15 protein-coding genes are annotated in these 14,068 nt (G+C 62.0%); 2 read left to right on the top strand and 13 right to left on the bottom strand.

Going from position 1 to position 14,068, the window contains the following annotated elements:
- Positions 1–9: 9 nt before the first annotated feature.
- The 3 genes from SJY33_RS05875 to SJY33_RS05885 are packed head-to-tail and all read right to left on the bottom strand — an operon-like array spanning position 10 to position 2,953.
- Positions 10–897 (bottom strand): tyrosine recombinase, encoded by an 888-nt coding sequence (locus SJY33_RS05875; protein WP_379921673.1) that lies wholly within the window; start codon positions 895–897, stop codon positions 10–12.
- A complete protein-coding gene (locus SJY33_RS05880; protein ID WP_379921674.1) occupies positions 897–2,816 on the bottom strand; it encodes a hypothetical protein in 1,920 nt (639 codons plus the stop codon). Before SJY33_RS05880 ends, SJY33_RS05875 begins: the two co-directional genes overlap by 1 nt.
- The gene (locus SJY33_RS05885; RefSeq protein ID WP_379921675.1) at positions 2,816–2,953 is read right to left on the bottom strand and encodes a hypothetical protein; all 138 of its coding nucleotides are present in this window, start codon (positions 2,951–2,953) and stop codon (positions 2,816–2,818) included. Before SJY33_RS05885 ends, SJY33_RS05880 begins: the two co-directional genes overlap by 1 nt.
- Before the next feature lie 98 nt (positions 2,954–3,051).
- Between SJY33_RS05885 and SJY33_RS05890 the strand changes: the two genes are divergently transcribed.
- The gene (locus SJY33_RS05890) at positions 3,052–3,621 is read left to right on the top strand and encodes a shikimate kinase (protein ID WP_379921676.1); all 570 of its coding nucleotides are present in this window, start codon (positions 3,052–3,054) and stop codon (positions 3,619–3,621) included.
- Between the two features lie 5 nt (positions 3,622–3,626).
- Positions 3,627–4,757 (top strand): 3-dehydroquinate synthase, encoded by a 1,131-nt coding sequence (gene aroB, locus SJY33_RS05895; protein ID WP_379923528.1) that lies wholly within the window; start codon positions 3,627–3,629, stop codon positions 4,755–4,757.
- A gap of 89 nt (positions 4,758–4,846) precedes the next feature.
- On the opposite strand, the gene SJY33_RS05900 is transcribed toward aroB, so the two are convergent.
- From SJY33_RS05900 to SJY33_RS05945, 10 genes are all read right to left on the bottom strand, one after another.
- Complete coding sequence (locus SJY33_RS05900) at positions 4,847–5,128, bottom strand: hypothetical protein (protein WP_379921677.1); 282 nt, start codon at positions 5,126–5,128, stop codon at positions 4,847–4,849.
- A gap of 319 nt (positions 5,129–5,447) precedes the next feature.
- Entirely contained in the window at positions 5,448–7,502 is a 2,055-nt protein-coding gene (locus SJY33_RS05905) for a biotin carboxylase N-terminal domain-containing protein (RefSeq protein WP_379921678.1), read from the bottom strand.
- Between the two features lie 86 nt (positions 7,503–7,588).
- Positions 7,589–8,038, bottom strand: coding sequence for a lysozyme inhibitor LprI family protein (locus tag SJY33_RS05910; protein WP_379921679.1), 450 nt, complete (start codon positions 8,036–8,038; stop codon positions 7,589–7,591).
- A complete protein-coding gene (locus SJY33_RS05915; RefSeq protein ID WP_379921680.1) occupies positions 8,035–8,826 on the bottom strand; it encodes a DUF3445 domain-containing protein in 792 nt (263 codons plus the stop codon). The genes SJY33_RS05910 and SJY33_RS05915 overlap by 4 nt, the downstream gene beginning before the upstream one ends.
- Before the next feature lie 111 nt (positions 8,827–8,937).
- Positions 8,938–9,948, bottom strand: a complete 1,011-nt coding sequence (bioB, locus tag SJY33_RS05920; RefSeq protein ID WP_379921681.1) for a biotin synthase BioB — start codon at positions 9,946–9,948, stop codon at positions 8,938–8,940.
- On the bottom strand, positions 9,945–10,178 hold the full coding sequence (locus SJY33_RS05925) for a hypothetical protein (protein WP_379921682.1): 234 nt from the start codon (positions 10,176–10,178) through the stop codon (positions 9,945–9,947). Before SJY33_RS05925 ends, bioB begins: the two co-directional genes overlap by 4 nt.
- A 114-nt stretch (positions 10,179–10,292) precedes the next feature.
- A complete protein-coding gene (gene scpA, locus SJY33_RS05930) occupies positions 10,293–12,446 on the bottom strand; it encodes a methylmalonyl-CoA mutase (RefSeq protein ID WP_379921683.1) in 2,154 nt (717 codons plus the stop codon).
- A gap of 137 nt (positions 12,447–12,583) precedes the next feature.
- Positions 12,584–13,369: an enoyl-CoA hydratase-related protein gene (locus SJY33_RS05935; protein ID WP_379921684.1), complete on the bottom strand. Its 786-nt coding sequence runs from the start codon at positions 13,367–13,369 to the stop codon at positions 12,584–12,586.
- 21 nt (positions 13,370–13,390) lie between these two features.
- Positions 13,391–13,843, bottom strand: coding sequence for a methylmalonyl-CoA epimerase (mce, locus tag SJY33_RS05940; protein WP_379921685.1), 453 nt, complete (start codon positions 13,841–13,843; stop codon positions 13,391–13,393).
- A complete protein-coding gene (locus SJY33_RS05945) occupies positions 13,840–14,028 on the bottom strand; it encodes a hypothetical protein (protein ID WP_379921686.1) in 189 nt (62 codons plus the stop codon). The genes mce and SJY33_RS05945 overlap by 4 nt, the downstream gene beginning before the upstream one ends.
- Between the last annotated feature and the right edge of the window lie 40 nt (positions 14,029–14,068).

Genomic DNA, 14,068 nt, shown 5'->3' on the forward strand with positions numbered 1-14,068 from the left:
TCCGCCGGGCTAGTCGGATGTTGAGCGTGTTGCAAGCGGATGACGGGAATTGACGAGGGCAACCAATCGCGCGCTGTCGACATGAGTGTAAATTTGCGTCGTCGAGATGTCTGCATGGCCGAGCAAAGTTTGCAAGACGCGCAGGTCCGCTCCGCCTTCCAGCAGGTGCGTTGCAAAGGCATGGCGCAGCACGTGGGGGCTGATTGCCGCAGGATCGAGCCCTGCTCGAGCGGCCAAGGCTTTCACCAGTTGATACAACCTTACTCGGCTGAGCGGCTGGCCTTTGCGCGATGCAAACAGAAACCGTGACGCAGGTTCATTCGGACGTATCGCCAGCCAGCGACCAACTGCATCCAGCGCTCTTCGCCCCACAGGCACCATCCGCGTGGTTCCGCCCTTGCCCGTCACTGTGAGAAACGGCGAATCGCGTGGTACGGCGTGCAGCGGAAGTTCAATCAGCTCAGTCGCGCGCAGACCCGACCCGTAAAGAAGTTCGATCAACGCAAGCAGGCGTACCGCTGCGGGATCATCACCCGCAGCCTCATGTTCGGCACGGGCGAACAGCGCGGCAATTTCATCATGGCCGAGCAATTTGGGGAGCGGCCGACGCGCACGGGGACGCGGAAGCGCAGCCGAAGGATCATCGCTTCGCCATCCTTCATCGGCCGCAAAACCGAAAAACTGCCGAAGCGCCGAAGCCTTCCGCGCAGCAGATGCCGGGGCAAGATCGGCCCATTCTCCTGCAAGGCTGGCAACCGCATCATATGACGCTTCGGCAAGTGCGCCGATGGCGTCTTCTGCCTGCGCAAGATCACGCCGATAGGCGGAAAGCGTATTGTTCGCTGCACCGCGTTCGGCGGCCAGCATGGCAAGAAAAGCCTCGGTCGCGGCGGACATTATCCGCGCGCCAAAGCCTCGGCCGCAATCATTCGCGCTTCGGCCTGCATGCCTACCCGATTGAGCGCCGCAGTGATGTGATACAGATGCCGTGGCGTCATCTGCTGCCAGCTTTCGCCTTGCATCCCCAGACCAGCCAGCAATACTACAAGCGCCGGATTGCCTACCGATGCTGCACGCGAAATGGCATTGGTCCAACGTGTCTGACGCGCAAGATCAAAGCCAAGATCGTCTGCCACAGAGCGGGCATCATCTTCATTCAGACGTCCCAGACCGGCAAGGCCCGCTGCCAGAAACGCAGTCTTGCGCGCACCTGTGCTGGAATCATTGTCTGCAAAACCGTCTACCGCGCTCACACCGACCGTGCTTCCACGTGGATCGGCAAGCGCGATCAGCGCCCAGCCAAGCGATCCTTCTTCGACCACGTCAGCCCAGCGTACAGCATTGGCATCAAGGCCCGCGGCCAACATCGACGCAATGAGCATATCTGCCTTGCCGGTGTGCGCCGCATCGGCGGGGATACGTGCTGCCGCATAAGCCGTTAGCACCTTCGCGCCGTAGCCATCCAAACCGCCCAGGACAGTGTCGCCCGCCCACAACCGCTCCATCGCCGCAATTCGTGCGGCGGGGCTGCTGGCAAGATAGGCTTCCCGCAAGGTCGCTGCATGGCTCTGCGGATCGCCCGAAGCGGCTGCATCAGTATGGATTTCGGAATAGAGATCCACCATCGCATCGGCGGACATTATGCCTTCACGTGCTGCCTGACCGGCAAATGCTGCGCGCTGGCTTGCGGGCAGCATTGGCAGCAGTGCGCCAGCACGCGCATAGTAGGCACCGCCCTCTGCCTGCATGGCATTGTCCAACAGTCCTTCGGGCAAGGGTTCGCCCACCGCGCTCGCAAGTCCGAACCGCCACGGGTTGAGATCATCAACACCCTGCCATTCAATCTGAACGCCGCGCTGGCTGCGTCCGGCAGCCCCAGCGAAACGGCGCGCCAGCAACACGTCAATCCGCGGCGCGGCACCCCGGAACAAGGCCCGGTCAAGCTGCGATGCGGCAAGAGCGGTCTCACCCGCGTAAGCATTGCAGATGGCTTGCCACATCTTCCATTGGCCATCGTCACGGCCTGACCCTTGCAATCGCACCGCAGGACAGGCCCCCGTGATATCTCCGCTGGCAAGGTACGCATCAAGAGCGTGCTGCGTCAGGCTGGGTGACCAGTCGGCGCTGTCGATATCTTGGGCGACCGCCCGCGTCAGGGCGTATTCGCCCATCGCATTCAGCACACCCAACCGCAGCGCGGCAAACTCTGCCGGCTCCATTCCCAGTGGCGCTGCCATGCGGCTTACCAAAGCGCGCCGCAGCACAATATGTCCCCAGCGTGAAACAAGCGGGCCGCGCGTTCCTGCCAATACGGCGCGAACCAGATCATCCGATTGATTGGCAAGCGCCATCGGAGGCAGGCCGCCTTCATCCACGGCCAGCACCCCGATACGGGTCAATGCCCGCCGGGCGCCCGGAGGAATGTCGGTTTTGGGCTTGAGGCCAAGCAGCTGATCAAGCTCCTCGGTCGACATGTTTTCAAGCTCGTCCAGGCTGGGCAAACGCGCCAATTCGCTGCGGGTGATGGCCGGCAGCGGTGGCAAGGATCTCGCAGCGTTGCCTGAATTTGCAGGCGGAAGGATGCCGGCTTGAACTGCGGGCGGCGGAACATTGCCTTGCTGCGGGGACGGCGCTGTACCCTGACGAACGGGGGGCGTTGATGCCGGGCTTGGCGCAGGCGCAGGATCATCGAAACCGGGAGGAAGCAGCGATTCGGGTTTGCCTTGCGCCGACGCAAGTCCAGCCAATCCCGCACCGCCCAGCGCTGCGGCGCAGCCGAGCGCCAGAATGCTTACCATCACCCGCAACTGTTTCATTATCCCTGCTCCGGCAACGCCACGACCTCGGCGATCGGATGGAGTGGTTCTTCGCCGCCATCAAACCAGGCAAGTCCCAATACTCCGGCGGTGGCAAGGCTTGCCAGAATGACAAGGCGACGCTTGCTTGCGCGCAAAGGTGCTGGCGCCCCTTCGAGGCCGGACACAGAGAGACGCGGAGAGCGCAAGTTTCGCATATTGCGCGTGCCCTAGCCCATCTATAGGCCCTGCTGCAATGACCGCCGCGCAACCCTTCAACGATCCCGCCACCTTCACCGCCATCAGCGCGCGCATCACCCGACCGTTGGTCCTCGTGGGACTTATGGGCGTGGGAAAGTCGACGGTCGGGCGCAAACTCGCAGGGTTGCTGGGCCGCGAATTTGTCGACGCGGACGATGCCATCGCCGAAGCAGCGCAGCGATCGATCCCGGAAATCTTCGAAACCTTTGGCGAACCCTATTTTCGCGACGGCGAACGGCGCGTCATTTCACGCCTTCTGTCTGAAACCAACGGCGTAATCGCCACCGGCGGGGGCGCTTTCGCCGATTCCTCCACTCGCGATCTTATTCTTGCCAAAGGGATTGCTGTCTGGATCGATTGCGACATCGATACGCTGGTCGAACGCACCGCGCGCCGCGGCAATCGCCCCTTGTTGAAAACTGGCGATCCGCACGAAATTCTTACCCGACTGGCGCATGAGCGTGCGCCTTTCTATGCGCAGGCTCCCATCCGCGTTGTCAGCGAAAACGGTCCACACGCCGATACCGCCCGCGCAATCATCGAGGCGATAGACCAATGGCTCTGAACACTGTGTCCCCTATCCGCGTGGAATTGGGCGGGCGTTCCTATGATGTGCAGGTTGGTGCAGGGTTGATCGACGATGCAATCGTGCAGGCGCGCGACTTCATTGAAACCTATGCGCTGACTGGTGGGGGTAGCCGCAAGGTCCCCGTCGTCGCCGATACCAACGCCCGCAAGTATCACGGCGAGCGATTGGCCCATTCGCTCGCGTCGGATGAATACGAGATCGCATGGTTCGACGTGAAGCCGGGCGAAGGATCGAAAAGCTGGGAGAACCTGGAACGCCTGACTGACTGGCTGCTTGAACTGGGTGTCACACGTCAGGATCATGTCTTTGCGCTTGGCGGTGGTGTCGTGGGCGATCTTGTGGGGTTTGCCTGCGCCATCCTGAAACGCGGTGTGGGTTTTGTGCAATTGCCCACAACGTTGCTGGCGCAGGTCGATTCCTCTGTCGGTGGCAAAACCGCCATCAATACGCGCGCAGGCAAGAACCTGATTGGCGCGTTTCATCAGCCCTCGCTCGTGCTTGTCGATACGACAACACTCGCCACTCTTCCCGATCGGGAAATGCGCGCAGGATACGCCGAGGTGCTGAAGTACGGACTGCTGGGGGACGCCGCATTCTTTGCCTGGCTGGAAACCAATGGCAGCAAGGTGCTGGCGCGCGATGCAGCCGCGCTTGAATACGCCATTTGCACCAGCATCGCGATGAAGGCGCACATCGTGGCGGCTGACGAAAAAGAAACGCAGGATCTGCGTGCGCTGCTGAACCTCGGCCACACTTTTGGACATGCGCTTGAGGCCGAGACCGGCTTTTCGCACGATCTGCTGCACGGCGAGGCGGTCGCTATGGGAATGGTGCTGGCGGCCCGATATTCAGCGCGGCGCGGTGGGTTTGACCATGCCGATGTGATACGGGTCCAACGCGCGGTTGCGGCAGCGGGCCTGCCATCGCGGCTTGAGGAACTCGGCCTGAAATGTAGCGGCAGCAGGCTGGTCGATCATATGCGCCACGACAAAAAGGCAGAGGCAGCTACTTTGCCTTTTCTGCTGCTACGTTCAGTGGGAGAGGCCCACGTCGCGCGAGATGTCGATCTGAAAGATGTTGCAGCATTTCTGGATGACGAATTGGCGGGCTGATCCCGCTGGTTGACCATTGCGGCGTGCGTGGTACGTCGGTATTTCGCGCTTCACTCGAACCTAATAGGGTCCGACGTCGGCTGTGCTTCTCAACAAGCCGGCCGGCTTTGTAGCGGCGACACATTGTCCGCCAGCTCAATCACCCGCGCAGCTTTCACCGCCGCCTCGGCCGCCAGCATCTGATCATGCTCTGCAAACAGCTGCTCTATTTCAAGACGGCGTTCCAGCAGCATGATGGCGATGCCCGGTGCAAGGCTTTCGCCATCACCAATCTTTCCCAGCAACGCTGCAAGATCGCTTACCGTCGCATCGCGAGCCGTCTTAAAGAAATTACCCTTCCGGTCGAAAAATCCAGTTCCTGTGTGTGCCACGATCAAATCCTCCCACTCAGATTCAATCTGCGAATGCGGGACATACCGCGATTCGACTGGGGCAGTTTCTCACGAAGTGGGCCGACGCACAGAGCGAAAAACAACATTATGTCGAAAAACGGAAGACTGGCGCAAATCTACAATAATGTGTGACAAGAAATTACGATTTCGCGTAGATATGTTCCGCTCATGCGTAATTATCCTGGCGCAATACTGACGGATGATTACGTATGCTCGCTTCGGATCAACGCCAGTGTGCCGGGAATCGGTCATTTATGACACAGTCCCGGCAGCCAAATCCTGCGATCAACGGGCCGATCTATTCCAGTTCGAGGATCACGGCATCCACAGCCAGACTTTCGCCTTCCGCAGCGTTGATCTTGGCGATCACCCCCTCTTTCTCGGCGCGGAGGATGTTTTCCATCTTCATCGCCTCAACCGTGGCCAGAGGCTGGCCGGGCTGCACTGTCTCGCCTTCAGCGACGTGCAGTTTCACCAGCATCCCCGGCATCGGGCAAATCAGGAACTTCGAAAGATCGGGTGGCGTCTTCTCCAGCATCAGCGATTGGTGCCGGGCAAGCCTGAGCGGTATCGCCAGCGCGGTGTGCTGCGCACCGCGGGTGGTCACGCGCCACTGATTGCCGATCCGCTCGACAATCAGGCCGTATCTTAGTTCCTCGCCGCCATCCACCTTGCCGGTCGCAGTGGCCTGCGAATGACCGGGCTGCCAGTCGCAAGTGCCTTCCACCCGCACACCATCGACCATCGCGTGACCATCGCCGAGTTCGACCTCATGCGCCGTGTCACCCAGCTTCACAAGCCAAGCGCTGGTAACAGGCAAGGGGTCGTCAAGCTGGCCCGAAATGCGGCGTGCTCGGCTTTGCAGCGTAAATTCATTGCCAGCGCAGACAGCCGCCAGAACCTGGCGAAATTCCAGCGTCGTCGGCGCCCCTTGGAAGCCTTCGGGATATTCTTCGGCAATGAAGCCAGTCGTCAGTTCGCCCGAACGGAACCGCGGGTGCTGCATGATAGCACTGAGAAAGTCGATATTGTGGCTCAATCCCTTGATGCGGAAATTGTCGAGTGCCTCGATCTGCAAATCCGCCGCTTCATCGCGGGTGGGTGCCCATGTTATCAGCTTGGCGATCATCGGGTCGTAGAAGCGAGACACTTCGCCGCCGTGGTAGACCCCATCATCCACGCGAACACCGCCGGTGCCGCGCGCGACCCCGCGCCGCGCCTTGCCTGCGACGGATTTATCCTCGGTCCACCCGGGGAGCGGGGGAGAATATTCGACCAATCGCCCGGTCGAAGGCAGGAAGCCGCGATAGGGGTCTTCAGCATAGACGCGGTTTTCGATCGCCCAGCCATCGATCCCGATATCATCCTGCGTCATGGCAAGCTTTTCGCCGTAAGCGACGCGGATCATCTGTTCGACCAGATCGATGCCGGTGATCGCCTCGGTAACAGGGTGTTCGACCTGAAGCCGGGTGTTCATTTCGAGAAAGTAGAAGCTTTCCCCGCTCGGGTCCGCGCCGCTGACGATAAGTTCAACCGTGCCCGCGCTGTAGTACCCCACCGCGCGCGCCAGAGCGACACATTGCTCACCCATGGCCTTGCGCATCTTGGGCGTCACGAAGGGCGACGGCGCTTCCTCGACCACCTTTTGGTGACGCCGCTGGATCGAGCATTCACGCTCGTTCAGATAGAGGATATTGCCGTGCTGATCGCCGAGGATCTGTATCTCGATGTGACGCGGATTAAGGATGAACTTCTCGATAAACACGCGATCATCGCCGAAGCTATTGAGGCCTTCGCGTTTGGTCGCCTCGAACCCTTCGCGCACGTCGGCTTCACTGTAGGCGAGCCGCATCCCCTTGCCCCCGCCGCCGGCTGAGGCTTTCATCATCACCGGATAGCCGATCTCTTCCGCGATCCGCACTGCATGCTCGGTATCGTCGATCTCGCCAACGAAGCCGGGGACGACGTTGACCCCCGCCTGCATCGCGAGTTTCTTGGATTCGATCTTGTCCCCCATCGCCGCAATCGCGCCCACCGGCGGGCCGATGAAAGCGATGTTCTCCTTCGCCAAAGCCTCGGCAAAGGACGTGCGTTCAGACAGGAAACCATAACCGGGGTGCACGGCATCGGCCCCGGTTTGCTTGGCTGCGGCGATGATCTTGTCGGCGATCAGATAGGATTCTGCCGCGGGTGACGGGCCGATATGCACAGCCTCGTCAGCCATGGCGACAAACGGCGCGCGGGCATCGGCGTCGGAATAGACCGCAACGGTCTTGATCCCCATGCGCTGGGCAGTGGTAATGACCCGGCAGGCAATTTCGCCGCGGTTGGCAATCAGGATTTTCGCAAACAAGGCTAAGACCTCTCGTGCAATCGCGTTATGTTATCACCCGGCTATGCCGAGGGATTGGCATTGCTGCAAGCTATGGGATTTGGCCGTCAGCCAAGGACTTCGACGAGATCCCGCAGTTCCTGCGTCCGCTGGCGGGTTATCTTTGCTAGACATCCAGCCACAATCATCGGCTGCGCTGAACCACCCAGGAAACTGTACCCCTCCAGCCGACATTGCGCATCACGATAGGTAAGCCATGCGCGCTGGGCCTCAAGCAGAGTTTGGAAATGGCCCGTATAGGCCAGCCGCGCCGTCGCCACCTCCTGCGGCGAGGCGGGGTTTATTGGGCCGAAATTGGCCTCCATCCCGGTGTCGCGTTCCTTCATGATGGATGCTGTGATCATCCATTGCGCATTCAGCTCGGTATCGGCCACCGCGTAGTCTTGCCCGGCACACCAGTTCATTTCCTGCTGCACCATCGGATCATCGCAATTCCAGCCGGGCAATGGCGGCTCAGCCGATTGCAGCAGAATGGGGAGGACTAGGGAGGCGATCATGCGGCGTTCCTTCGGGCGTAAGCGATCAGACTGTCAGCATAGGCAGGCGTGCCCCTGCGGTCACCCTCGCCGCTGACGAGGCTTTGCACCGCCTTGCCCAGCATGGCGATATTGGCGGAGGAAAGGCTGCCGAGAGGTTCGACATAAATGCCGATAGTGAACAGGATCGCGCCGGTCTGCGGCAGGCGGCGCAGGGTCTGGCGTTCGGAGCGCACGAACAGGGTTTCGCCCGCGTTTTCGGTAGTAACATGGGCGAAGGCTTCCTGCGGCGGGCGGTCGGGGAGCCAGCGCCGCTCGTCCGTCGCGGCGATGAACCAGTTGCAGCGGGCATAGATCGGGCCGGGGCGCAATGTTGCCATGAAACGGTCGACCCCGGTGGCGAGGTGTTCGGCATAGCCCTGTATCGGTGCATGAAGCGCACGCAGCGGCAGCCCGATCTTATCTGCCGGACGCCAGTCGGATGGCCATGCGACCGCCGCTCCGATCAGGCGGTAGACATCTTCGCCTTTGCGCTGGGTAAGCAGGCACAGGTCTTCGTGGACCGCGAGCGCCGCCTCGGGGAGCGCGCCTTTGACGCCCAGCATCGCGGCAAGTTCCCGGCCCGGCGTGTGCGCTTCCTGCGTAAGCTGCACGCCCTCGGCCCAGTCGGCAAAACCTTCTGCCCGCGCAGCAAGGTCAGGCGCAGGCTGCAGCCAATTGCGCTCCTCCAGCTTCACCAGTCCCATGCGAAGCTGCCCGCCCCCGCGCGCCTTGGGGAGCAGGGTGTCGACGGTGAAGCCAAGAGTCATGACCACAAACTCCGTTCGCCCCGACCTTGTCGAAGGGCCGCCTTCATTCTTTCACGAAGTTTGCGCCACAAGAAAAGACAGTGCTTCGACAAGATCAGTGCGAACGGTTTTCTATTCTGCCGCCACCGCAGCCTTGCACGCTCGCGCCGGTTCCTCGCCCTTCAATGCGGTCAGTCCTAGCTTGGCAAACAGCGCGCCGTCGCTGTCGTCGCCCGCATTGGGTGCGGTCAGCAGCTTGTCGCCGGTGAAGATCGAGTTCGCGCCCGCGAGGAAGCACAGCGCCTGCGTCGCTTCGGACATCGACTCGCGCCCCGCCGAGAGCCGTACCATCGAGCGCGGCATGGTGATCCGCGCGACCGCGACTGTGCGGACGAACTCGATATCGTCGATCTTGGCGAGCGGCGTGTCGGCAAGCATATTGCCCAGCACCGTGCCCTTGACCGGCACCAGCGCGTTAACCGGCACGCTTTCAGGATGCTGCGGCAGGGTGGCAAGCGTGTGGACGAAGCCCACCCGATCCTCGCGCGTCTCGCCCATGCCGACGATCCCGCCGGAGCAGACATTGATCCCGGCCTTGCGCACGTGACCCAGCGTATCCAAGCGGCACTGGAAATCGCGGGTGGAGATGACGCGCTCGTAATACTCGGGGCTGCTGTCGATGTTGTGGTTGTAGTAATCGAGCCCCGCTTCGGCCAGCTGTGCTGCCTGATGCGGTTCGAGCATCCCCAGCGTCATGCAGGTTTCCAGCCCCATGTCGCGTACGCCCTTCACGATCTCGACAATCGCGGGCATGTCGCGGTCCTTGGGATTGCGCCACGCCGCGCCCATGCAGAACCGCTGGCTGCCCGCATCCTTGGCCTGCGCCGCGCGCTGGAGCACGGCCTGCACGTCCATCAGTTTTGTGGCTTCCACGCCGGAGTCAGCCTTCACCGACTGCGAGCAATAGCCGCAATCCTCGGGGCACCCGCCGGTCTTGATGCTGAGCAGGGTGCAGAGCTGCACCTGCGTCGGCGGGTGGAATGCGCGGTGGACGCTGGCGGCCTGGAACAGCAGCTCGGTGAAGGGGAGGTCGAAAAGGCCTGCGATTTCGAGGCGGGTCCAGTCGGTGCGGGGTTGGGTCATTTCTTGTCTCGAATAAAATGCCGGATCATCAATATGCCGATGCCAAAAAAGAGAATCGGCAGACCGGGCATGAGGATGAATTGAACGACAGGGTTAGGATCGCACTCTGGGCAAGAGCCAAGAGCCGCGATAATTAAAGCAATGAAGGAGCAGAAGATGCCAATTGCTGCAACAACCGCGCATCCGAGTTTCTGACGCCCGCTAAGCAACGGTCGATCGCTGAAAGCCACGCTACCATCCCTTTCGTCATTGCGAGGAGCCGCAGGCGACGCGGCAATCCAGAGCGTTTCGCAAGCCGCTCTGGATTGCTTCGCCTCCGGCTCGCGATAAAGGGGGAGTAGCGGCTACTCCGCCGCCTCGTCCAGCCCTTCACCTAATGGCGGCATGTTATGCCCCAGCAGCACGAGGATATCCGCCGCGCACTCCACCACGTTCGAGCCGGGGCCGTAGATCCCCTGCACCCCTGCCTCGCGCAGGTAGTCGTAATCCTGTGGCGGGATCACGCCGCCAGCGGTGACCTTGATATCGCCGCGACCGGCTTCACGCAGGAGGCGGATCAGTTCGGGGATCAGGGTCTTGTGGCCTGCCGCCAGCGACGACGCACCAACCACGTCGACATCATGCTCCAATGCCATCGCGACCGATTCCTCGGGCGTCTGGAACAGCGGGCCGCTGACCACATCGAACCCCATGTCGCCGAACGCGCTCGCGATCACGTTTGCGCCGCGGTCGTGGCCGTCCTGGCCCATCTTGGCGACCATGATTCGGGGCGCGCGGCCCAGACGGCGGCCCACGGCTTCGACCCCGTCGGTCACCTGCGCCCAGCGGCGGTCGAATTCATAGGCGCTCTTGTAGACGCCCGAGACTGGCGCAGGCGTCGCATCGTGGCGGCCGAAGACTTCCTCCATCGCCGCGGAAATCTCGCCGAGAGTTGCGTCGTGACGCGCAGCTTCCACTGCCAGCGCCAACACGTTTGCGCCGTCCGCGCAGCCCGCCGTCAGCGCCGCCAGCGCCGCGCGGCACGCCGCCTCGTCGCGGCTATCGCGCACCTTGGCAAGCCGCGCGATCTGGCCGGTGCGGACCATCTGGTTGTCGACTTCCAGCGTCTCCAGCGCGTCTTCGGCGTCCTTCCGATACTTGTTGACGCCGACGATCACCGTTTCGCCTTTGTCGACCCTGGTCTGCTTTTCCGCCGCCGCGCGCTCGATCGCGGCCTTGGGCGCGCCGGTGGCGACATAGGCGGTCATGCCGCCCGCCGCATCGACCTCGGCCATCATCGCCTCGGCCTCGGCCACCAGCGTGGCGGTCAGCGCCTCGATATAATGCGAGCCGCCCAAAGGATCGACAACGTTGCAGATGCCGCTTTCCTCCTGCAGCACCAGCTGGGTGTTGCGGGCAATGCGGGCGGAGAAATCGGTCGGGAGCGCAATCGCCTCGTCCAGCGCATTGGTGTGCAGCGACTGCGTCCCGCCCAGCACCGCAGCCATCGCTTCCACCGTGGTGCGGATCACGTTGTTGTAGGGGTCCTGCTCCTGCAAGCTGACGCCGCTGGTCTGGCAGTGGGTGCGCAGCATCTTGGAGCGTTCGTCCTTAGCCCCGAGATCGTCCATCACCTTGTACCACAGGGTGCGCGCGGCGCGCAGTTTGGCGATCTCCATGAAAAAGTTCATGCCGATGCCGAAGAAGAAGCTGAGGCGGCCCGCAAAGGCATCGATATCGAGCCCGGTTTCCATCGCGCGCTTCGCGTATTCCTTGCCATCGGCAATCGTGAACGCGAGTTCCTGCACCGCCGTCGCTCCGGCTTCGTGCATATGATAGCCGCTGATAGAAATAGAGTTAAATTTCGGCATGTTGGCCGAGGTATAGGCGATGATGTCCGCAATGATCCGCATCGAAGGTTCGGGCGGGTAGATATAGGTGTTGCGGACCATGAACTCCTTGAGGATGTCGTTCTGGATCGTGCCTTCCAGCTTGTCCTGCGACACGCCCTGACGTTCGGCGGCGACGATGAAGAAGGCCAGCACCGGGATCACCGCACCGTTCATCGTCATGCTGACGCTCATGGCATCGAGCGGGATCTGGTCGAACAGGATCTGCATGTCCGCGACCGTATCGATCGCCACCCCCGCCTTGCCGACATCGCCGACCACGCGCGGGTGATCGCTGTCGTATCCGCGGTGGGTGGCGAGGTCGAAGGCGACGCTCAGGCCCTTCTGCCCCATCGCGAGGTTGCGGCGGTAGAAGGCGTTCGATTCCTCGGCGGTGGAAAAGCCCGCATATTGCCGGATCGTCCAGGGACGGCCCGCGTACATCGAGGCCTTCACCCCGCGTGTGAAGGGCGCAAAACCGGGCAGACCGGGGTCGAAACCGGCGTGGTCTTCTGCGGTGTAGAGCGGCTTGACCGCGATCCCTTCGGGCGTCTGCCAGGTAAGGTCGCGGCCCTTCACTTCCTTGGCGGCGAGGGCATTCCAGTCGGAGAGGGTCGGTTTGTCGGTCATTGCATTACCATATCCGTTCGCCCTGAGCCTGTCGAAGGGTTGCCCTTCTTTTGGCGCAGGTTCGGAAGAAAAAGTGCAGGGCTTGGGAAGCGAAACTGTTGCACAGCAACACCGCTCAGCCCGAATTATGAGGGTGATTAGGCGCCCTTGAACGCGGCTTTCCGCTTCTGGAGGAAGGCCATGCCGCCCTCCATCGCATCGGCGCTCGCGCCTGCAACCCGCTGCGCTTCGGCTTCGGCCAGCAGCACCATCTGCACATTGTTGTCGAGCGCGATGGCGATGTTGCGCTTCATCTGGGCGTAGGCGAGGGTCGGCCCGTTCGCGAGCTTCTCCGCCAGTGCGCGGGCTTCGGTCATAAGGTCGGCATCATCGACGCACTTGTAGATCAGGCCCCAGTCCTCGGCCTGCTCGCCGCTGATCTTCTCGCCCAGCATCATCATCCGCGTTGCGCGCGCGCGGCCGATGGCGCGTGCGAGCAACCAGGTCGAGCCGCCATCGGGCACGAGCCCGATATTGACGAAGGCTTGCAGGAAGTAGGCGCTCTTGGCAGCGATGGTGAAGTCCGCCGCCAGTGCAAGCGAGCAACCCACGCCGGCCGCCGGGCCATTCACGGCGCAAATCACCGGCACGTTCGCGCGCAGAAGCTGGCTGATTGCGGGGTTGTAGTGATTGATCAGCGCCTCGTGGCTGCCGCCCTTGCTGCCGAGAGCCGAGCCCGCGCCGCGCGCCGAAAGGTCCGCGCCCGAGCAGAAGCCCTTGCCCTCCCCCGTGATCAGCACCGCGCGCGCATCCCCAAGATCATAGAACGCCTGCCCCAGCTCGTCCGCCATTTGCGGCGCCATGGCGTTGAGGCGTTCGGGGCGGTTGAGGGTGATGGTCAGCAGCGGGCCGTCACGGTCGGCGCGGATGGTTTCGTAGGACATTCTTCTCTCCGGTAAGATGTGTCAGTTCGACCAGTGCGCGTCCTCGCGCGGGGTCTCCATAATCTCGGTAAGCATGCCGCCCATGTCCTTGGGATGGACGAAAAAGATGGGGGTGCCGTGCGCGCCGATGCGCGTGGGGCCGAGGATGCGCCTGCCCATGGCCTCGTAGGCGGTGCGGGCCTCGGCGATGTCGGGCACTTCGAAGCACAGGTGGTGCTGCCCGCCGAGCGGATTCTTGGCGATGAAGCCTGCCAGCGTGGAGTTTTCCCCCAGCGGCTCAATCAGCTCGATCTGCGTGCCGTTCATCGCGCCGTCCGCACCGGGGGTGTCGACGAAGCAGACCTTCACGCCCTGCTCCTCAAGGTCGAACGGCGTGTGGATTTTCGTCGCGCCCATAACGTCGCGGTAGAAGGCGATTGAGTCCGCGATGGAGGGCGTGGCGATCCCGATGTGGTTGAGGCGTCCGAGTTTCATTCTGAGTTCGCCTTTTCAATATTGAACTCTGCGTCAAGCGGACACCAAAGCGACACGTGGTCATCTTCAAGATAAATCTCGAAATCCAGCGGGTTGAGGGAGTCCGTCAGTTCCTTAATGCTAGCAGTCCCATGCAGCACGTCACCCGGTTCGAGATCGAACTCTTCACACCATAGCTCCGTCATGATGTGCAGGGATCTTTTGCTCGAGTTAGTGATCCGAAAC

Origin of the sequence: Erythrobacter sp. R86502 (assembly GCF_042466465.1) — a bacterium.
GTDB lineage: Bacteria > Pseudomonadota > Alphaproteobacteria > Sphingomonadales > Sphingomonadaceae > Erythrobacter.